The sequence below is a fragment of the Vibrio sp. Y29_XK_CS5 genome (genome assembly GCF_024181835.1).
Lineage (GTDB): Bacteria > Pseudomonadota > Gammaproteobacteria > Enterobacterales > Vibrionaceae > Vibrio > Vibrio harveyi.
In genome coordinates, this window is record NZ_JAMZAM010000011.1 from 12,577 (window position 1) to 30,384 (window position 17,808).

Annotated in this window: 25 protein-coding genes; 5 read left to right on the plus strand and 20 right to left on the minus strand. The window is 45.5% G+C overall.

Annotated elements, in window-relative coordinates; translation table 11 throughout:
* Positions 1-7: 7 nt before the first annotated feature.
* The 11 genes from NL647_RS25245 to NL647_RS25290 all read right to left on the minus strand — a co-directional run bounded on the left by NL647_RS25245 (position 8) and on the right by NL647_RS25290 (position 5,913).
* On the minus strand, positions 8-838 hold the full coding sequence (locus NL647_RS25245; RefSeq protein ID WP_005449706.1) for a major capsid protein P2: 831 nt from the start codon (positions 836-838) through the stop codon (positions 8-10).
* 2 nt (positions 839-840) lie between these two features.
* A complete protein-coding gene (locus NL647_RS27190) occupies positions 841-975 on the minus strand; it encodes a hypothetical protein (RefSeq protein ID WP_017190990.1) in 135 nt (44 codons plus the stop codon).
* Between the two features lie 139 nt (positions 976-1,114).
* Positions 1,115-1,882 (minus strand): hypothetical protein, encoded by a 768-nt coding sequence (locus tag NL647_RS25250; RefSeq protein WP_005449705.1) that lies wholly within the window; start codon positions 1,880-1,882, stop codon positions 1,115-1,117.
* Positions 1,848-2,327: a hypothetical protein gene (locus NL647_RS25255; RefSeq protein ID WP_253650786.1), complete on the minus strand. Its 480-nt coding sequence runs from the start codon at positions 2,325-2,327 to the stop codon at positions 1,848-1,850. The genes NL647_RS25250 and NL647_RS25255 overlap by 35 nt, the downstream gene beginning before the upstream one ends.
* Positions 2,314-2,844, minus strand: coding sequence for a hypothetical protein (locus NL647_RS25260; protein ID WP_253650787.1), 531 nt, complete (start codon positions 2,842-2,844; stop codon positions 2,314-2,316). The genes NL647_RS25255 and NL647_RS25260 overlap by 14 nt, the downstream gene beginning before the upstream one ends.
* Entirely contained in the window at positions 2,837-3,154 is a 318-nt protein-coding gene (locus NL647_RS25265; protein ID WP_017190992.1) for a hypothetical protein, read from the minus strand. The genes NL647_RS25260 and NL647_RS25265 overlap by 8 nt, the downstream gene beginning before the upstream one ends.
* A gap of 65 nt (positions 3,155-3,219) precedes the next feature.
* The gene (locus NL647_RS25270; protein WP_050921786.1) at positions 3,220-5,079 is read right to left on the minus strand and encodes a replication endonuclease; all 1,860 of its coding nucleotides are present in this window, start codon (positions 5,077-5,079) and stop codon (positions 3,220-3,222) included.
* Positions 5,080-5,096: 17 nt separating this feature from the next.
* Positions 5,097-5,288 carry a hypothetical protein gene (locus NL647_RS25275; protein WP_050921785.1) on the minus strand — a complete coding sequence of 64 codons (192 nt, stop codon included), beginning with the start codon at positions 5,286-5,288 and terminating at the stop codon, positions 5,097-5,099.
* Entirely contained in the window at positions 5,288-5,470 is a 183-nt protein-coding gene (locus tag NL647_RS25280) for a hypothetical protein (protein ID WP_017819661.1), read from the minus strand. Before NL647_RS25280 ends, NL647_RS25275 begins: the two co-directional genes overlap by 1 nt.
* A gap of 2 nt (positions 5,471-5,472) precedes the next feature.
* Positions 5,473-5,649 (minus strand): hypothetical protein, encoded by a 177-nt coding sequence (locus NL647_RS25285; protein WP_253650788.1) that lies wholly within the window; start codon positions 5,647-5,649, stop codon positions 5,473-5,475.
* A gap of 9 nt (positions 5,650-5,658) precedes the next feature.
* On the minus strand, positions 5,659-5,913 hold the full coding sequence (locus NL647_RS25290; RefSeq protein WP_253650789.1) for a pyocin activator PrtN family protein: 255 nt from the start codon (positions 5,911-5,913) through the stop codon (positions 5,659-5,661).
* Between the two features lie 135 nt (positions 5,914-6,048).
* On the opposite strand from NL647_RS25290, the gene NL647_RS25295 reads away from it, so the two are divergent.
* Positions 6,049-6,654 carry a S24 family peptidase gene (locus NL647_RS25295; RefSeq protein WP_253650790.1) on the plus strand — a complete coding sequence of 202 codons (606 nt, stop codon included), beginning with the start codon at positions 6,049-6,051 and terminating at the stop codon, positions 6,652-6,654.
* A gap of 33 nt (positions 6,655-6,687) precedes the next feature.
* Here the strand turns inward: NL647_RS25295 and NL647_RS25300 are convergent, their stop codons facing one another.
* Both NL647_RS25300 and NL647_RS25305 read right to left on the minus strand, forming a co-directional pair.
* Positions 6,688-7,152, minus strand: a complete 465-nt coding sequence (locus NL647_RS25300) for a hypothetical protein (RefSeq protein ID WP_253650791.1) — start codon at positions 7,150-7,152, stop codon at positions 6,688-6,690.
* Positions 7,112-7,273, minus strand: a complete 162-nt coding sequence (locus tag NL647_RS25305; protein ID WP_253650792.1) for a hypothetical protein — start codon at positions 7,271-7,273, stop codon at positions 7,112-7,114. Before NL647_RS25305 ends, NL647_RS25300 begins: the two co-directional genes overlap by 41 nt.
* A 709-nt stretch (positions 7,274-7,982) precedes the next feature.
* Between NL647_RS25305 and zur the strand changes: the two genes are divergently transcribed.
* Positions 7,983-8,438, plus strand: coding sequence for a zinc uptake transcriptional repressor Zur (zur, locus tag NL647_RS25310; RefSeq protein WP_009697566.1), 456 nt, complete (start codon positions 7,983-7,985; stop codon positions 8,436-8,438).
* 18 nt (positions 8,439-8,456) lie between these two features.
* Positions 8,457-8,918 (plus strand): chemotaxis protein CheX, encoded by a 462-nt coding sequence (locus NL647_RS25315; protein ID WP_005381269.1) that lies wholly within the window; start codon positions 8,457-8,459, stop codon positions 8,916-8,918.
* A gap of 100 nt (positions 8,919-9,018) precedes the next feature.
* Here NL647_RS25315 and pgi read toward each other — a convergent pair whose 3' ends face one another.
* On the minus strand, positions 9,019-10,671 hold the full coding sequence (pgi, locus tag NL647_RS25320; protein ID WP_253650793.1) for a glucose-6-phosphate isomerase: 1,653 nt from the start codon (positions 10,669-10,671) through the stop codon (positions 9,019-9,021).
* Positions 10,672-10,977: 306 nt separating this feature from the next.
* Between pgi and NL647_RS25325 the strand changes: the two genes are divergently transcribed.
* Positions 10,978-11,397, plus strand: a complete 420-nt coding sequence (locus NL647_RS25325) for a secondary thiamine-phosphate synthase enzyme YjbQ (RefSeq protein ID WP_005451524.1) — start codon at positions 10,978-10,980, stop codon at positions 11,395-11,397.
* Between the two features lie 51 nt (positions 11,398-11,448).
* Here the strand turns inward: NL647_RS25325 and NL647_RS25330 are convergent, their stop codons facing one another.
* From NL647_RS25330 to NL647_RS25340, 3 genes are read right to left on the minus strand one after another with little or no spacing between them, the layout of a single operon-like run.
* Positions 11,449-12,645: a BamA/TamA family outer membrane protein gene (locus NL647_RS25330; protein WP_005451523.1), complete on the minus strand. Its 1,197-nt coding sequence runs from the start codon at positions 12,643-12,645 to the stop codon at positions 11,449-11,451.
* A 3-nt stretch (positions 12,646-12,648) separates the two neighbouring features.
* Complete coding sequence (gene alr / locus NL647_RS25335; RefSeq protein WP_253650799.1) at positions 12,649-13,725, minus strand: alanine racemase; 1,077 nt, start codon at positions 13,723-13,725, stop codon at positions 12,649-12,651.
* Between the two features lie 13 nt (positions 13,726-13,738).
* On the minus strand, positions 13,739-15,139 hold the full coding sequence (locus NL647_RS25340) for a replicative DNA helicase (protein ID WP_005451521.1): 1,401 nt from the start codon (positions 15,137-15,139) through the stop codon (positions 13,739-13,741).
* A 320-nt stretch (positions 15,140-15,459) separates the two neighbouring features.
* Between NL647_RS25340 and NL647_RS25345 the strand changes: the two genes are divergently transcribed.
* Complete coding sequence (locus NL647_RS25345; RefSeq protein ID WP_009697565.1) at positions 15,460-16,224, plus strand: DUF481 domain-containing protein; 765 nt, start codon at positions 15,460-15,462, stop codon at positions 16,222-16,224.
* A 78-nt stretch (positions 16,225-16,302) separates the two neighbouring features.
* Here the strand turns inward: NL647_RS25345 and rplI are convergent, their stop codons facing one another.
* The 3 genes from rplI to rpsF form a co-directional block, all read right to left on the minus strand.
* Complete coding sequence (rplI, locus tag NL647_RS25350; protein ID WP_005451518.1) at positions 16,303-16,755, minus strand: 50S ribosomal protein L9; 453 nt, start codon at positions 16,753-16,755, stop codon at positions 16,303-16,305.
* Between the two features lie 32 nt (positions 16,756-16,787).
* Entirely contained in the window at positions 16,788-17,015 is a 228-nt protein-coding gene (gene rpsR / locus NL647_RS25355; RefSeq protein WP_000090472.1) for a 30S ribosomal protein S18, read from the minus strand.
* A 288-nt stretch (positions 17,016-17,303) separates the two neighbouring features.
* Positions 17,304-17,684: a 30S ribosomal protein S6 gene (rpsF, locus tag NL647_RS25360; RefSeq protein WP_005451516.1), complete on the minus strand. Its 381-nt coding sequence runs from the start codon at positions 17,682-17,684 to the stop codon at positions 17,304-17,306.
* Positions 17,685-17,808 lie beyond the last annotated feature (124 nt).

Genomic DNA, 17,808 nt, shown 5'->3' on the forward strand with positions numbered 1-17,808 from the left:
CACCCCCTTAATTCGCTGAGATAGTGCCCACTTGCTCAATGGCTTCAATCAGCACTGGCACACTGCCCGTTTGAGATTTATCAAGCTCAAATTGAAGCTGTTTCATGGCATTGGTAGGCAGACGACCTTCCACGCCAAAGCCAGTACGAACAAAATCAAGGCTGAACCAGCCGTTATTTTGCTCCAAGCCAACAATGGCAAGGTCAAAGGCGTTATCGGCTTTGTTGACGTTGATTTCTTCGACGCTGTCGCGAAGAACGCGAACACGGTCAATGGATGCGTCTTTGAAGTGAATACGCTTCAATGACAGCAAAGGTGAGCGCTCAGCAAAATCAAACGGCGTACGACCTGTTGCACTTGCAAACCAAGACAGTGAGTAAATGCGTGGCAAGTAAATACGTTGTGATTGAGCTTGAGTCGTGTGAGAACGCGCGCGGATACTTGGCGCAGCTGTACCACCCGCTTTTGATGCAAGCTGGATGTAAACAAACCAGATTTCACCTTGCAGAGTCACTAGCTCACCAGTACGCACACCACCTTTTGTACGCAGCGTTAGATCTGCAAAAGGAATAACGTAACGTCCCGCCTGAGTGAACTGTTTGCGGTGCTCTTGAAGGTCAACCAAGTCTTGACCTGTTAGGTTGTAGACTTCTTTGCCGTTTAGCGTGATGCGTACACGCTCAATATCGGCTGGATTAAGGATGTCAGTTACCAGCTCAATAGATTGGTAAGTTGGACCACTAACCAAGCGTAAGCTTGCTTGATTGCCCCAATTCACCCCCTCTACAGGGTCTAAATCGAGTGGACGAGGGTTAAATGGTGTGTTGAGTAGTTCCATAATTAAAACCACCCTGCATTGCCGTTAAGCTGTTCTTTAACTGGCTTAAGTGCGCCAATATTGTTGATTGCCGCTAATACCAATAGCGCAACGACAACCGTCATCAGCATAGTTTTATGACTTGCTTTCATTTTCATGTTTTCCCCTGATTCGCATCGTTGGAAAGAGTTAAAAGAGCCATTATCAAATCAGACAACCACACGGCGGTCACTGACTTTAAACCTATAGGTTAAACGAATAACCTATAGGTTTAGATGTGAAGTAAATCACTGTCATTTAGCGATAATTTAAACTGAGCTTTGCCCCTGTCGCGCAGTTAAACGCCTTGTGTTGAACGTTACCAATGCCATCGCACACCAATAAATATTCTGCGATAGGCTTATTGATTCGCAGTTTGTTTATCTTGGCAGATTTCAATTGGGCAATGGTGTTCACGTCCAGCCCTCGCCTATCCGCTAACCATTGCGCATCTGCCATTGAATTAACCGCACCAATCCACCAAACGCTTGATTGCTCGGTGACGGTTTTCGGCACTTCTTGCCCTCGTTGAAAAACCGTGTGCACAACCAGCCCATATTGACGACCACCGCGAAGCAGCTCACCCGCTCGCCCTTTAAGCTTGCCATTGGTTTCAACACAAGAAGCCAACTCTTCAATGATGATGTGTAGCTTATCAGCGCGACCATTACCCATTGACCACACCACCGATGAAAAGAACTCCAGCTCTCCCGCTGTCGCGCCTTTACTCGGTACGTAAGCCAACTTAAACGGTTTACCACGTCTACGCGCCATCACTAACGCCTTGAGAAAACCGAGGCGCGTACTTACCCCAAGGCATCGCTGACCGCGAAATTTCGCCCCTGCATAATTTCGATACGGGTCAAAAAACACCGCTTGAGCCGATTTGGGAACCAGCCCTAGGTGTTTAACGGCTGAGGTTTTCCCGCCTCCCGTTCCCGCCACATAAATCGTATGCTCAGCATCGTGTGACGGGTTCGAGTTTACAGGGTTAGGCAGTGCCAGAGGTTGAGGTTTTTTCGCCATGCTCCGCCTCCATCTTGCTACGTTGAAGCGCTTCAAGCTGTTTTCGTGATGCGTAGACCAAACCCAAGATAGCAAGAACAAGCGTTGCCTCTTCGATGTAGTCCCCAAACACTGCCATCAGCGTTGAGCCGTGCTTTTCAAACACTGGAATAGCCGCATCAATAACCGCTTGCTTGCTTTTGGCGTCAAACTCAAATTCAAATTCAACACCAGAAATAACCGCCGTTGCTTGCTCAGTTAAGGTAAACGCCACTTCCAACAATCCCGCTACCGCTTCGCTGTTGGTTTCTGTCGTGTCTTGGTTAGTCGCGTTAGGTTCGGTTACGTTAACCGTTTCGCTATCTGCTTGCTCTTGTTGCTCAAGCTGTTGAATGACCGCCCCAAAATCGCCCCAATCATCAGCGGTGTTTGTGTCTTCAAGTAAGACGCTATCAGGCTGCGACATGCTCACCCCCTTCTTTTTGCGGTTTGTTTACCAACTTGCGAAACACCCAAAGCGCGAACCCCAACGCTAAAAGCACCATCATTACGCGCTTAACCGTCTTGTTACCCCACAATGTAAGCGTCTTAGTGTCAGTCTGGTTAATGGTCTCTGTTTCGGTTTCCTCTACCCCTTCACTGACTTGGTTAACGGTTAACTCTTCGGTTTCATCACTTAAAATAACCGTTTCATTTTCGACTTCGATTTTAGGCTCGCTAACCTGTACTGGTGCGGCTTCAAGTGGTTTAAGGTCGCTTAATTCCGCGACCATATTTGCACTAATAAACTCGCTCCCGCGCTTACTGATTGAGCTGTTACCACACTCAGGACAGCGGTAATACAAAATACCGATATTGCGCCCGTTTTTTGGTGTTTCACCAGTTGCAATCAATTTGCCTTCACCGCATTGGTGAACGGTTGAGACAGATTGGCAAACCGGACAAGACACATAACCGCGAACTGGATTTTCGACCTTAGCCATGGCTCACCTCTGCCTCTTCAATACCGTTTAGCGCATGTAAATCAGCAGTGATGCGAGCGCGAAGCTTAGCGCGTCCAACACTGTTGATTTGCTCTAGTTGCTCGATTTGCTCAAACAGGTTTACAGGCAAGCCCAAACCTTCTAGGGAAATGTTGCCGCTCATCAGCATTGGCATGGCGGTTTTCATAATCGACTTTGAGTCCATCCCTTTTAAGCTGGCAATCTGCTTTTTCAGTGATGCCGTTAACTGGTCAGCCGCATCCAGCGCGGCAAGGTCACGCTGACAATCATCAATAGATAGTGTTTTCATAATATTCCCCTGTCTCTCGACGTTAGTTGTTAGTTAAAGATGCCCCTGATTCACATCGTTGGCAGTTATCCATTCCAGAACTCTTCCCACTCGGGTGAACCCCCGCCGTTAAGTTCCATGTTTAAAAAGAAATTGGAGATAATCTGTTGCTGTCTGGTTGCCTTAACCTCCCGCGTAATTTGCCGCGTACAATTATTGCCACTAGACCAAGGCGCAAGCTCCCGCTTGCTATTAGAAGCCTCCGACAAGTCGGAAGGCTTTTTGATGAGCTTCCATTCAATCTCATGCGTTAACACGCTCAGACCGCTGCCAGTAATACCTACAATCACAGGTACTAACTCACCATACTTATTCTCTTTCCCCTCTTTCATTGGCTTAATTGGGCGCATAGATTGTGGTAATCGATGCCCTCCCATGTAGTCGAAGTAAGCAGAGAAAAAGCCGTTATCAGCAGCACGTCGAGCCTTTTCAAAAGTGCAATATTCTTGCTCGTCTTGAATGCGGCGAAGCTCACGCCAAACGGTGACGCTTGGCGTTTTTTGAAATTGGAATTGGCGAAAACAAAAATTACGTGACCATGCAGTCACGTTTTTAACTGTGTCTTGAAGTTTGGCTTTGCGGTTATCTAGGTCGGTGAGATCTTCCAGACCAAAGCCATCGACATTCTTAGAGATGTATTTAGCAAGGTAAGCCACAGCTCCACCCTCCGAGCCATCAAGAAGCTTAGCTTCAAAGCGAGCTTTCATTGCTTTAAATTTTGGCTGTCCTGTTGAGGTGTATAGCTCCGCGCTATCACGCTGAAACTGATAAGACTGTAAAGCCTTGATAAAGACAGGCACTTGCTCAAGAGGCATGAAAAACACGCCATGCCAATGTGGCGTTCCGTCTTGGTGAGGTTCAACCACTCGCATCCCGTAGTAAGCCAGCTCATGACGCCCCGCCCATGCTCTAAATCGCTCCCATGAGGTTGATAACCATGCGTGCGCATCCCTTGGTGTGCTGCCGTCCCAATTTCTGTTTTCTATCCAGTATTCACCTCGCTTGGTTAAGCGGTGAAAACGACTAGGTGCAGTCATGGTAATAAACACTGAGGCGTGAGCGTTGCTGTCTGCGTATTCCTGACAACCCGCAATACGAGTCATTAGCTCATGACGGCGGTTTTCCATGTTTGATTGCGAGGACTTATGCACGTCCATCATGCTGACCACTTGCCCCTCTTCGGACTCAATAGCCATAAGTTCAAGCCATTCGCGCTGTCGGTCTTGGCGAATCTTGAGCCATTCACAAGCAGAGATTGAGGCGTAAGGGGATATGTGTGGAGAAACCATACCAGCAGCACGTCGAGCATTTTCAAACGCCGCTATCGTGTATTTTTCAATAGCGCGACGCCACACGCTCTCATCAATCAAACGAGCAAGCAGAGAGTAAGCCTCATCTTCATCAAGAGGCTTTCTAAAGTGAGGCATCCAAAGCGCAGCACCTGCAAATTCATGAATTTGCTCTATCGCCTCAAAGGGAGACATTTCCTTTGCGACCGCATGATTTAAACGAAAACCCGCACGCCCTGATAATTCAGTCGCAAGACGTGCGCGTTTTAGTTCAGTATCAACCGCCCAATAAGGCTCAGGTAAAACCGCAAGCGCAGCCGATGCCGCACTTGAGCGAGACTCAATAAACTCAATAGCACGTTTAAAGCCGTATTTACGAAAGCGCACCGCAGAGGCTTTATCTAGATAATTGCGAATATCGTTAGGCAATTTGAAACGGTTTGCCACTTGGTGAGCGAATGCAAAAACGCGCTCCTTGGGTGTAGCTTGGTTGTAAGTTGTACCCTGATTTTTCACCACATAAGCAGCAAGCTCCTGACGCAAAGAATCAGGAAGCTTGGTGAGTGGGTTTTTAGTCGGTTTTGTGTAGGTTTTCATGTGTCACCAGTGACGGGCTATAAATGCTCTAGAGAAACGTACTTACCTGACTTGGTATCTCGCAGGGTGTTAAAGGTTAAATGGCGATGTTCACAACAAGCTTTTGCCAACATGTGAAACTCGCTTTCTCTGTCTTGGGGAACCCATAGAGTGACCTTCTTTAAGCCTTGCGCTTTTTTGCTGGCTTCGTACTTGGCGTTTCGACTCATTACCTGTTCTCCCACTCAAGCGCATTGACGCTTAACTGGCGAATAGGCTTGCGTTTGTTCAAACCGTGCTTCTCCCGTAGTTTTTGAAGTAGAAAACGAGAGCGTTCGAGCTTCTCTGGATCTGGGTCTACCATGCCCGCCATATCGGGGCACGGTAGATGAATGGGGTCAGAGACCTGCATATCTACACCTCCAAACTTTCTAACAGTTCAATTGCCTCTTTGAGTTGCTCACAGACACTATCAAGATAGGGCTCAACATTAGGGATAGGAGCAAAACGCGCATCGATAACTTCAAGCAATGCTTTCGCTTCACTAGAGTGAGAAAAATCAATGTTGATTGAGTGAATTGGTGTGTTCATAACAGCTCCTTAATCGTTCACTGATTGCCATTCATTTTTGGCTTGCTCATATTGACGGTCGATGTGATTGGCTAAGTCACTAACCAAAACAAAAGTTGGGCTGCGCTCAGAGTCACGCAACTTGAAGGTGGGAATGGGAAAGTCGCAAGCTTTTGCCCGCTGCTCTGCCGTTTTAGGAGTGATGCCAAAGAATTCTTGGCAAACTTGTTTTAGCTCTACCGTAGGACTTTCGAAGCGAGCCAATAGTGCAAAATTTGTATTCATGTAGCCTCCATGTAGTACACTTGGAGCTATTCAAGTCGCCACGAACGACTTCAAATAACCTTCAAACTCAACGCGAAGCATTATTGCGGATCAAAAATCAGATCGCAATACCTTTGCAGACACTAGGCGGCACTTATGAAGCATGTAGAGACTCAAATTGAAGAACTTAAGAAACTAACAAGGACAGCTAAAAACGTTGATTTAGCTAAAGTTTTAGGCATTTCACCGAAGACTATTCAGTCATGGAAAAGTAGAGAAAAAATTCCAGAAGATATTTTTCTAAAAGCCGAAGAGATCTCAAAAACAGGCTCTGTAGCTCCTAAAGGATATTTAGAACTCAAGTTCTATGATGTGGAGGTAAGCGCTGGACATGGAACGCTAGTTGAGAAAGAAGAAGAATCAAGTGCAATGGTCTTTAGCGAACGATTCATAAGACAAGAGCTTGGCTTCAACCCCAACAATATCTTTTTAATGCCCGTTCGTGGGGATAGCATGGCTCCAACACTCAAGAACCAAAGTATCGTCATGGTTAATCGTGTTGATGGTTTCTCTACCGATGGGATTTATGTCTTCAGATATGACAACCGATTAATGGTGAAAAGACTTCAATTTTTACCAAACGGTATCAAGGTAGTTAGCGACAATAGCTCTTATGAAGCTTGGGAACTTGGAAAGAAAGATATTGAAGGTGCCGATTTTGAGATTATTGGCGAAGTAGTTTGGTCAGGGCAAAGAATGTAAACTAAAAGGGAGCCTAACCAGCTCCCTTAAAAATTATTGATTGCCTTGCTGCACAAAGTCATCAATGCGCTTTCTCAAAGCGCGCATGAATTCTCTATCAGATTTCTCGCCATTATCCAATGACCCAAACATATCTTCATGATCTAACATAAATCGAAGTGAAGCGACTTTTACAGGGTTGCCATTTTCATCTTCTCTGTCATCGAAAACCAATACAGCTAACGGGTCATTATCACCATCAACGACCCTGACGTGGAACAAACCAATATAGTAGGGACTTGCACCGTATGCTAACGACGAGTCTTTCGCTCTACCATACACCCTATCTTCGGCGTTTTCGTAGATTTCGACAAAACCCTGCTCTTCCCACTTGGTGACCAACTCTGTAAGTTCGTCTTCGTATTTTTCAGCGGTGTAACCAAATTCATCGCTGATATCAACAAACAACTCATGGATTTCAGCCCATGAGATTTCTCGCTTCTGAACGTTGCCTTGCATTAGCAAAAACTCTTCTTATGTTTTTCTTGGTTTCAGCTTTTGTTGCGCCAGTGACACGGTGTCCTTGAACACCATTACCTAGCTCAACCAATTCTCTGATAAATTTTTTGTTGTCATTCATGATATATACCCCGACTTGTCGTGGAGGTTATTTGGCAATATTCGCGCTAGAATTTCCTAGAGCCCTATTTGCTATCATCACGAGTGCTGCTTGCAGCACCTGACCGTTGTACCCTCTTGTTATTAGGGCACAATAGCAACTTTAAAATAAAGCCACCTCTCTAGAAAAAGAGAACAAGCACCTTTGCTTGTGTATCAATTATACAACTTCACTCACAAACAAAGCAAACTGTAAGTGATTGAAAGCAATTGGAAGAACTAAAAATCTAAAGCTATTTCAGTAGATTTCGTCTATTTTGAGAGCTATATAGAACTTTTGACAAAGTTCCCTATAGTTCCCCTCAACATCTATAACTCGTTGAAAGTTAATATCAATCAGTACAATCCAACATTGGTGCTACAGAGAGCCTGCAAGAATGAGTCATGATATAAACACCCGTTTTTACGTTGCCAAGATAGAGCGCGACGGTGCGCTCAAAAAATGAAGTCGGGTATTGTATACCCACTGTGCAGTGGATGCGAGTGTTGTGAGCTTACTTACCAATAGACATATTTCGGCATTGGGATCTCGTTCTGTGATATCGGTTACTCTCTCTGATATACACTGGCTTGCTTTAATTCATGATTTTCGTTCTGATAGTAGGTAAAATGAAGCCTTTCTAAACGAACTTCGTATAGAAATGGTTTATCATAAAGCACGTCCGATAGTTATGGTGAAAGATTTGGACCCAACAATCCTTGAACAAATTGAACATATCTGCGCTGAGCGCGGAGTAAGGTTGACGCCGCAACGCCGACGCGTTTTTGAGCTCATTTGTTCTAATCGCCGCGCCTCTAGTGCGTATGAGCTATTGGAGCAACTGAAAGAGAGTGAACCACAAGCGAAACCACCGACGGTATACCGAGCATTAGATTTTCTTCTAGAACAAGGCTTTATTCATCGAGTGGAATCTAACAACAGCTTTATCACTTGCTGTTCGTTCAACACTCAACAGCACTTTTTCCAACTGCTAATTTGCGATAAATGTGGCGATGTCGTTGAACTTGAAGACGAGACGCTGATATCCTTATTAGCCAATAACGCCGAGAAACATGGATTCAAACTGACGAATCAAGTTATCGAAACCCATGGCGAATGCCAGGCATGTTCCTCGGAGACGAAATAAGAAAGATAGAAGAACGTTATGCGCGCTGAATTTGTAAACCCGTTTTTAGCTTCTTTAATGAATGTTCTAAAAACTATGGCTTCGCTTGAACTGAAGCCACAAAAACCGCGAATCAAGAAAGATGAGATCGCACGAGGTGACGTTTCTGGTCTTATCGGTATGGTTGGCCCACAAACTCGTGGCTCAATGTCGATTACCTTTGATGAAGCGTTAGCACTGGAAATCATGCAGAACATGCTTGGTGAACGTCCAAATGGACTGAACGAAGAAGTGACGGATATGGTTGGTGAGATCACTAATATGGTGACAGGCGGTGCGAAACGCATTCTAGCGGAAAGTGGATTTGACTTTGATATGGCAACACCAGTTGTAGTATCTGGTCGAGGTCACACCATTCGCCACAAGTGTGAAGGCTCAATCATCATCATGCCTTTCTCTTCACAGTGGGGAAATGCCTTCATCGAGATTTGTTTCGAATAATAGAGAAAAAATAGGTTGGTCCGTACCAACCTATTTTGTTTCTGCCCCAGGCAATAAAAAAGGTCAGCATTTGCTGACCTTTTCTTTTTCTATTCAAACATTAAGCTTTAAACGCTTTAAATGCATTGATTAGACCGTTTGTCGAGCTATCGTGTGAGTTGATTTCAGACTCATCAGCTAGCTCAGGTAGGATTTGGTTCGCTAGTTGTTTGCCTAGCTCAACACCCCATTGGTCGAAGCTGAAGATGTTCCAGATAACGCCTTGAACGAAGATTTTGTGCTCGTACATTGCGATCAGGTTACCTAGCGTGCGAGGTGTGATTTGCTTAACTAGGATAGAGTTCGTTGGGCGGTTACCTTCAAATACTTTGAACGGTACTAGAGACGCCATTTCTTCTTCGCTCTTACCTGCTTTCGCAAATTCTGCTTTTACTGTTTCTGCTGACTTACCAAATGCCAATGCTTCTGTTTGTGCAAAGAAGTTAGACATCAGTTTTTGGTGGTGATCGCTTGCTGGGTTGTGGCTGATTGCTGGTGCAATGAAGTCACATGGGATCAGCTTAGTGCCTTGGTGAATCAGCTGGTAGAACGCGTGCTGACCGTTAGTTCCTGGTTCACCCCAGATGATAGGACCAGTTTGGTAAGTCACTGCGTTACCTTCACGGTCAACGTACTTACCGTTAGATTCCATGTTACCTTGCTGGAAGTACGCCGCGAAACGGTGCATGTACTGATCGTAAGGTAGGATTGCTTCAGACTCAGCGCCGTGGAAGTTGTTGTACCAAATACCGATCAGAGCAAGAATCACAGGGATGTTGCTTTCTAGATCTGTCGATACGAAATGGTTATCCATCTCGTGAGCACCGTCTAGAAGCTCGATAAAGTTGTCGTAACCTACAGACAATGCAATTGAAAGACCGATTGCTGACCATAGTGAGTAACGACCACCAACCCAGTCCCAGAACTCAAACATGTTGTCGGTGTCGATACCAAACTCAGATACTGCAGGAGCGTTAGTAGAAAGCGCTGCGAAGTGCTTAGCAACGTGTGCTTGATCGCCAGCAGTTTCTAGGAACCAATCACGAGCAGAGTGCGCGTTTGTCATGGTTTCTTGAGTCGTGAACGTCTTAGACGCGATCAAGAATAGTGTTGTCTCTGGGTCTACTTTCTTCAAAGTCTCAACGATGTGAGTACCATCAACGTTAGAAACGAAGTGTAGGTTCAGGTGGTTTTTGTATGGTGCCAATGCTTCTGTCGCCATGTAAGGACCAAGGTCTGAGCCGCCGATACCGATGTTTACGATATCTGTGATTGCTTTACCTGTGTAACCTTTCCACTCACCGCCGATTACACGCTCAGTGAAGGATTTAATTTTTTCTAGAACCGCGTTTACCGCTGGCATTACGTCTTCGCCGCCAACCATTACAGGTTTGTTCGAGCGGTTACGCAGTGCAGTGTGAAGAACAGCGCGATCTTCTGTTTTGTTGATCGCTTCACCACTGAACATCGCTTCAATTGCTGACTTAAGCTCAGTCTCGTTAGCAAGAGCGAACAGGTGCTTCAGAGTTTCCTCGTTGATTAGGTTCTTTGAGTAATCGACTAGGATATCTGAGCCGAAGCGTGCTGAGTATTTGTCGAAACGCGCAGCGTCTTGAGCAAATAGCTCTTTCAGATCCATATCTTGTGCAGATTCGAAATGCGCAGTTAGCGCTTTCCAAGCTTGTGTTTGCGTTGGATTGATATTTTTCAACATGGTCTTTATCCCGATGTTACAGTAGGTTCCATTCCTTACAGTCTAGCGAAAACTGCGGAATCCCCGATTTAGCAAATAGAATATAAATGAGATGTTTGGGCGAATTGCCACAAAACAAGTCTTTGTAATTTTTTTTCAGTCGCCAATTATGACTGAGTGCCCTTACACTCACATTGAGTTAGGTCACGTTCCCTGTTTCGAATTTAAACAATTCATTTATGACGTTGGGAATCATATCATTTACTAATGACAGGCTCTAATTGGATTAGGATAGACGCCAAACCAAATTTTTCCAAAGGAACGCATATGTGGGCACAAAAAACTCTGCAATTAAAAGCACGTAGCCGAGGCTTTCATCTGGTCACTGATGAAATTGAACAACAATTACCACAAATCCAATCGCTTTCAGTAGGTTTGTTACATTTATTCATTCAGCATACGTCTGCCAGTTTGACTTTAAATGAAAATGCCGACCCAACAGTACGCATGGATATGGAAGCCCACTTCAATAAGTTTGTGCCTGAGCGCGCCCCTTACTACCAACACACTTATGAAGGTGATGATGACATGCCAGCTCATATAAAAGCGTCTTTACTTGGCAGCAGTGTGACAATTCCTATTCAAAGCGGTCAATTAGCGTTGGGAACATGGCAGGGCATTTACTTAGGCGAGCATCGAGACTACGGTGGCAGCCGACGCATTATCGCCACCATCAACGGCGAATAGCTTAGAGACAACAAAGGCTAACCTCAGGGTTAGCCTTTGTTTTATATCGAGTTAGAACGGTTGGTTTATCATGACTCGGAAAGTACCTTCATCGGCACCTTTTGCCATCTCGGCACGAACAACAATCCCTTCCACTTGGAAGCGTACTGCGCCACCGACGTTCCATTTCATGTCTTCATGCAATGTCTTGAGGTCATAATCGTCCGCGACTCGCCCCACTTCAACAAACGCTACCCATTGCCACCAAGGTAAGTCGTAATAGTTGATCAGAGGAATATCATCAAGCGGCTGCCAGTCTGGCAATACGCGGTATTCCGCAGAATAGTGAATCGCGCTGCGTCCATGGTAACGACCCGCCGTATAACCACGCAAGCGATACAAGCCACCCAAGCGAACTTGCTCCTGCTCTGGAGGACGACTACATACTGCGCCATCGCACTGATTCCATGTCGGTGTATCTGCAGTATAGAAATCGAATGCCAGAACTTGCTGATCAAACCAATCACCTAACGGACCTAGGGAATAGTACTGACTGTTTTGGAACTCCCACTTTAGCCATAAGTCTTCCGACTGTAAGCTGTCTGCTCCTGTGGTTAAATCAAACGAGGTATGGGAGCCTCGCGTGGTATTACGCACACTGTCGCGGTTGTCCCAGTCAAATGTCAGGCTAAACCCTGTCGCTTCTTCTTTCTTATCGTTGTAGATGTCTAATTCACGAGAAGAATAAAACGGCGTGAAGATAATTGAGCTAACACCAGAATCGACCGGAGAAGCAAAACTTACATCGCGAATAGGTTGGAATGCACCAAGTAACCCATGTTCACGAACGTTACCCCAAGGAAGCAAATACTTGAACTCGAGTTTATAGTTCTCTTCATCCCCATTGGTTATCGTTTTGTCTTCCGTTGAAGAGTTGTTTGAACCTTGATTGTCTAGGTAATATGGGTTGTCGTTAAAGCGCGCTTGATACATTTGCGTGCTAAACAAAAGATTTGATGACAAAGCGTAGTTGAAGGCAGAAAGAAAACCGACATAGCTATCTTTCTCAGAATACAGCCCCATACCAAACAATGCAGCTTGAGGTTGACCAACACCTTTTGCCACACCAGCTAAACCGATCGTGCTACCCATGGTATCCGTACTGAAATAGAACGGAACAAATGCTGAGTCTTTCTCTTTCGCGACTATCTGCGGGGATAAAAAAAGGCTGGCAGAGAATGCCAGCACTGAGAATAATCTTTTCTTCATGGGTTACTTCGAATATTCCATTTCGACGCGAGAAGTCAGTTTAGTCACCAATTCATAAGCGATAGTGCCGATGTGACTCGCCACTTCTTCTACTGGTAAATCCATACCCCACAAAATAGCTTCGTCGCTTACTTTATCAGTCGCGTCTGGACCTAAATCGACCGTCAGCATATCCATAGAAACGCGACCTGCAATTGGTACTTTGCGTCCGTTAACAAGAACTGGCGTACCATTCGGTGCTGTTCGTGGATAACCATCTCCGTACCCAACAGCAATGACACCGACTTTAGTATCTCGCTCACTGGTCCACATGCCGCCATAGCCGACACTTTCACCTTTCTTCACTTCACGTACCGCGATTAAGTGCGATTTCAGTGTCATGACAGGTTTATAGCCCATGTCTTGTGCCGTTTTATCATCAAATGGAGACACGCCGTACATGATGATTCCAGGACGAACCCAATCAAGTTGACTCTGCGGCCATGCAAGCAGACCTGCCGATGCCGCTAAAGAGCGCTCTCCTTGACAGCCTGCGGTAAGCGACATAAATAAGTCGATCTGCTCTGTCGTAATACTATTACCTAGCTCATCGGCACAGCCAAAATGACTCATGTAACGTAGCGGTTTCGCCACGTTTGGACACTCTTTAAGGCGTGTGATGAATTCATCGTACTGTTCTGGACGCACACCAAGTCGGTGCATGCCACTATCGATTTTGAGCCAAACGACAACTGGCGTTTCAAGCTCTGCTTGCTCCAACGCCGTCAATTGCTCTTCACAGTGAACGACCGTTTGAATGTTGTTCGTCACCAATACAGGCAAATCACCTGGCGAATAAAAACCTTCAAGTAAAAGAATCGGCTTTACTACGCCACAAGCGCGTAACTGAAGGGCTTCTTCGATACGAGCAACACCAAAAGCATCCGCATGAGTAGCGTGTTTAGCTACATGACGAAGACCATGACCGTAGCCATTCGCCTTCACCACTGCCATCACTTTGCTGTCTGGTGCTTGTTCTTTTACTCGCTGTAAGTTGTGCTGCAGTGCTGACAAGTCAATGCGTGCCATCGCGGCTTTCATGTAGCTCATTGCATTACTCATCATCAATATCAAATGCTGGACCCGCGTAGTTATCAAAGCGCGAGTGCTGACCTTGGAATGTTAAGCGAACCGAACCGATAGGACCGTTACGTTGCTTACCAATAATGATTTCTGCCGTGCCTTTGTATGGGCTGTCAGGATGGTAAACCTCGTCACGGTAAATGAACATGATCAAGTCGGCATCCTGCTCGATAGAGCCCGATTCACGCAAGTCTGAGTTAACCGGACGTTTATCTGCGCGTTGCTCTAGGGAACGGTTTAGCTGTGATAGCGCAACGACAGGCACATTCAACTCTTTCGCCAACGCTTTAAGTGAGCGCGAGATTTCCGCGATTTCCAAGGTACGGTTATCCGAAAGAGCAGGCACACGCATTAGCTGAAGGTAGTCGACCATGATCATGGACAAACCACCATGCTCACGAGCGATACGACGAGCACGAGATCGCACTTCGGTTGGCGTTAGACCCGAACTGTCATCAATGTACATGTTCTTCTTGTCCATAAGAATGCCCATGGTAGAAGAAATTCGCGCCCAATCTTCATCATCTAGCTGACCAGTACGAATCTTCGTTTGGTCAACACGAGATAAGGACGCCAACATACGCATCATCAGCTGTTCAGCAGGCATCTCTAACGAGAAGATAAGTACAGGTTTGTCTTGGCTCATCGCCGCGTTTTCACACAAGTTCATCGCAAAGGTAGTTTTACCCATCGATGGACGCGCCGCCACGATAACCAAATCCGAACCTTGTAGACCTGCCGTTTTCTTGTTGAGGTCATTAAAGCCGGTCGTTACCCCCGTCACACCGTCTTGCGGGGTTTTATACAGAATCTCAATTCGCTCTAGTGTTTTCTCCAGAATGTTATCCACGTTTTGTGGACCTTCATTCTCGCTAGTGCGTGATTCTGCAATGGCGAAAACTTTACTCTCCGCCATATCAATTAAGTCTTCTGAGCTTCGACCTTGAGGATCGTAACCAGCATCAGCGATTTCGTTCGCGACACCAATCAAACCGCGTACAATCGCGCGCTCCGCGACAATATCAGCATACGCGTTAATGTTCGCCGCACTTGGGGTGTTTTTGGCAAGATCAGCAAGGTAGGCAAAACCACCCACGTCTTCCAATTGTTCGTGACGCTCTAGGTGTTCAGATAACGTGATCAAGTCGAGAGGCTTACCATCTTCAAGAATGGTTTTAACCCCTTCAAAAATCAGGCGATGGGGACGACTATAGAAATCACTACTTACAACACGTTCGGCTACGGTGTCCCAACGTTCATTGTCTAGTAATAGACCGCCAATTACTGATTGCTCAGCTTCTAGCGAGTGAGGTGGCACCTTGAGTGCTTCGACCTGACTGTCTGAAGGTTTGCGATTTCTGTTTTCCGCCATGACTTTGCTCGATAACTACTAATGACCCAAGATTATAACCTTAAACTTAGCTAAGATGCTTCCCTCATGAGACAATTACTTGTTAAGAATTCCACAAGTGAAGAACTAAAAAGTGGCTTTTTATAGTGCGAATTTGTTCGATTACGATAGAATCTCATCAATCCGTACTGAAGCATATTGTTTGTAAAGTTTAACGCCTTCATAAAGGTGTCTAACAAGGTTCTACCGCTTAGGTCTAATAAAAATTAACCTATCATTGACCCAATAAAACATCTGTATCAGTATCATGCCCCTCCTTTTTATTTACGTTCGAGGTTTTTGTGTCCCGATACTGGTTACTTGGCTTTAGCTTACTTTGCACGGGAGCATCGTACGCTGAAGAATCAGTAAAGCCAGAGCAAGAAATTGAAGTGCCCGATCCTCTAAAAACTGAGGTCGAGTTCGGCTATCAAGCTCACACAGGTAACACGGACTCTCGTTCCCTGAATGCTCGTCTGAGTGCTGAATACACTTCTGGTCGCCACCGTTCTAATGGCGAATGGAAGTACTACAACCTTTACAAAGATGGCGAAGAAGACAAGCGCTCTTCGACCTATAGCGCACAAACCGACTACAAGTTAGGTCCAAAGACATACTTGTATGGCAGTTTTAAAGGGGTTGATTCACGCTACAGTGCTTACTTTAAAGACTACACTCTTTCTGGCGGTCTGGGTTACCAGTTCGCTTATACTGAAAACTTCACCCTTGAGGCAGAAATTGGTCCTGGTTTTCGCTACCAAGAGCCAAATTTAGATGAGATTGATGATGATGACATCGTCTTTCCAGATATCGTTCAAGAAGGGATCTTGCGTGGTAACATCAATACCACGTGGCATGCACTTGATAACTTGAGCCTTTCTGCAGATATCACGTTAGTGAGTGGTAGAAGTAACACGCGTGTCGACAGTGATCTTAGTGTTACCAATGACATTACCGAAGACATTGCTCTTAAATTAGCGCACTCTCGCCAATATCACGATAAAGTGCCAGAGGGCTTGAGCAAGGCGGATAGTGTATTTTCCGTCAACCTTTTGTTTGCCTTCTAACTCCCGCTTTTCATCATATTCAGACATAAAAAAAGCACCTCCGAGGAGGTGCTTTTTACTATTTCGCTTGGTACTGAATTACTCAGCAGCAACAACTTGTAGGTTGATTGTAGCGAAAACTTCAGAGTGAAGTTGAACGCTGATCTCGAACTCACCAGTGTTACGTAGAGCACCTTCAGGAAGGCGAACTTCGCTCTTAGCAACTTCAACGCCTGCAGCTGTGATAGCTTCAGCGATGTCACGAGTACCGATAGAACCGAATAGTTTGCCTTCGTCACCAGCTTTAGAAGCAAGAACAACTGCTTCTAGAGCGTTAACTTTCTCAGCACGTGCTTCAGCAGCAGCTAGTTGCTCAGCAACTTTAGCTTCTAGTTCAGCGCGACGAGCTTCGAACATTTCAACGTTGCCTTTAGTCGCCATAACTGCTTTACCTTGAGGGATAAGGAAGTTACGTGCGTAGCCAGATTTAACGTTTACTGTGTCGCCAAGACCACCTAGGTTACCGATTTTATCAAGTAGAATAACTTGCATTGCTTAATCCTCTTTCTTAATAAAACGACCGATTACTGATGCTTATCAGTGTACGGTAGTAGAGCTAGGTAGCGTGAACGCTTGATAGCGCGAGCTAGTTGACGTTGGTATTTAGCGCTTGTACCAGTGATACGGCTAGGAACGATTTTACCAGCTTCAGTGATGTAGTTTTTAAGAGTTGCTACGTCTTTGTAATCAATCTCTTGTACGCCTTCTGCAGTGAAACGGCAGAATTTACGACGACGGAAGAAACGAGCCATGGGCTATCTCCTGATCTTAAATTTGAGTAATGTTGTCGGCGATAACACTAACTTCCTAAATCTTTCGATTGGAGTGACAAGTGATAAGCTCACTTATCTTAATGCTACTGCCTTGTACTAAATCTGAGTGAATACTTGTGACCTAAGCCCAGTGACGACTACCTGTCTAAATCTGCAGAGTAAAACTCTATCCGAAACCAACAGTGTCTTATTATCAATAGGCTTAATTACGAATGGGCAATTTGGCAATGAAGCCAAGTAGCACCATCCGGATGGTCAAAAGAAAAATTACTCAGCAGCTGCTTCTGGCTTAGCTTCAGCACGCTCTTCGCGACGAGGAGCACGCTCTTCTTTCTGCTTAAGCATGATAGATTGCTCAGTGATAGCCGCTTTAGTACGCATGATCATGTTACGTAGAACTGCATCGTTGAAACGGAAAGCAGTTTCTAGCTCATCGATTACAGCTTGGTCAGCTTCAACGTTCATTAGAACGTAGTGAGCTTTGTGAAGCTTGTTGATTGGGTAAGCCAGTTGACGACGACCCCAGTCTTCTAGACGGTGGATTTTACCGCCAGCTTCAGTGATTGAACCAGTGTAACGCTCGATCATGCCAGCAACTTGCTCGCTTTGATCTGGGTGCACCATGAATACGATTTCGTAATGACGCATTGGTTGCTCCTTACGGATTATTCAGCTTCCACAAATGGCTCAGTCGTCCAGAGGAAGCAAGGAACTAAAGAAAATTGACTGAGTTTTAAGGAGCACGAATAGTACAGAAAGGACGCAAAATAGG

Excerpts from the sequence above, each read along its gene's own strand:
- NL647_RS25245 (WP_005449706.1), bottom strand. The coding sequence starts at position 838 with ATGGAACTACTCAACACACCATTTAACCCTCGTCCACTCGATTTAGAC.
- NL647_RS27190 (WP_017190990.1), bottom strand. The coding sequence starts at position 975 with ATGAAAATGAAAGCAAGTCATAAAACTATGCTGATGACGGTTGTCGTT.
- NL647_RS25250 (WP_005449705.1), bottom strand. The coding sequence starts at position 1,882 with ATGGCGAAAAAACCTCAACCTCTGGCACTGCCTAACCCTGTAAACTCG.
- NL647_RS25255 (WP_253650786.1), bottom strand. The coding sequence starts at position 2,327 with ATGTCGCAGCCTGATAGCGTCTTACTTGAAGACACAAACACCGCTGAT.
- NL647_RS25260 (WP_253650787.1), bottom strand. The coding sequence starts at position 2,844 with ATGGCTAAGGTCGAAAATCCAGTTCGCGGTTATGTGTCTTGTCCGGTT.
- NL647_RS25265 (WP_017190992.1), bottom strand. The coding sequence starts at position 3,154 with ATGAAAACACTATCTATTGATGATTGTCAGCGTGACCTTGCCGCGCTG.
- NL647_RS25270 (WP_050921786.1), bottom strand. The coding sequence starts at position 5,079 with ATGAAAACCTACACAAAACCGACTAAAAACCCACTCACCAAGCTTCCT.
- NL647_RS25275 (WP_050921785.1), bottom strand. The coding sequence starts at position 5,288 with ATGAGTCGAAACGCCAAGTACGAAGCCAGCAAAAAAGCGCAAGGCTTA.
- NL647_RS25280 (WP_017819661.1), bottom strand. The coding sequence starts at position 5,470 with ATGCAGGTCTCTGACCCCATTCATCTACCGTGCCCCGATATGGCGGGC.
- NL647_RS25285 (WP_253650788.1), bottom strand. The coding sequence starts at position 5,649 with ATGAACACACCAATTCACTCAATCAACATTGATTTTTCTCACTCTAGT.
- NL647_RS25290 (WP_253650789.1), bottom strand. The coding sequence starts at position 5,913 with ATGAATACAAATTTTGCACTATTGGCTCGCTTCGAAAGTCCTACGGTA.
- NL647_RS25295 (WP_253650790.1), top strand. The coding sequence starts at position 6,049 with ATGAAGCATGTAGAGACTCAAATTGAAGAACTTAAGAAACTAACAAGG.
- NL647_RS25300 (WP_253650791.1), bottom strand. The coding sequence starts at position 7,152 with ATGCAAGGCAACGTTCAGAAGCGAGAAATCTCATGGGCTGAAATCCAT.
- NL647_RS25305 (WP_253650792.1), bottom strand. The coding sequence starts at position 7,273 with ATGAATGACAACAAAAAATTTATCAGAGAATTGGTTGAGCTAGGTAAT.
- zur (WP_009697566.1), top strand. The coding sequence starts at position 7,983 with ATGGTGAAAGATTTGGACCCAACAATCCTTGAACAAATTGAACATATC.
- NL647_RS25315 (WP_005381269.1), top strand. The coding sequence starts at position 8,457 with ATGCGCGCTGAATTTGTAAACCCGTTTTTAGCTTCTTTAATGAATGTT.
- pgi (WP_253650793.1), bottom strand. The coding sequence starts at position 10,671 with ATGTTGAAAAATATCAATCCAACGCAAACACAAGCTTGGAAAGCGCTA.
- NL647_RS25325 (WP_005451524.1), top strand. The coding sequence starts at position 10,978 with ATGTGGGCACAAAAAACTCTGCAATTAAAAGCACGTAGCCGAGGCTTT.
- NL647_RS25330 (WP_005451523.1), bottom strand. The coding sequence starts at position 12,645 with ATGAAGAAAAGATTATTCTCAGTGCTGGCATTCTCTGCCAGCCTTTTT.
- alr (WP_253650799.1), bottom strand. The coding sequence starts at position 13,725 with ATGAAAGCCGCGATGGCACGCATTGACTTGTCAGCACTGCAGCACAAC.
- NL647_RS25340 (WP_005451521.1), bottom strand. The coding sequence starts at position 15,139 with ATGGCGGAAAACAGAAATCGCAAACCTTCAGACAGTCAGGTCGAAGCA.
- rplI (WP_005451518.1), bottom strand. The coding sequence starts at position 16,755 with ATGCAAGTTATTCTACTTGATAAAATCGGTAACCTAGGTGGTCTTGGC.
- rpsR (WP_000090472.1), bottom strand. The coding sequence starts at position 17,015 with ATGGCTCGTTTCTTCCGTCGTCGTAAATTCTGCCGTTTCACTGCAGAA.
- rpsF (WP_005451516.1), bottom strand. The coding sequence starts at position 17,684 with ATGCGTCATTACGAAATCGTATTCATGGTGCACCCAGATCAAAGCGAG.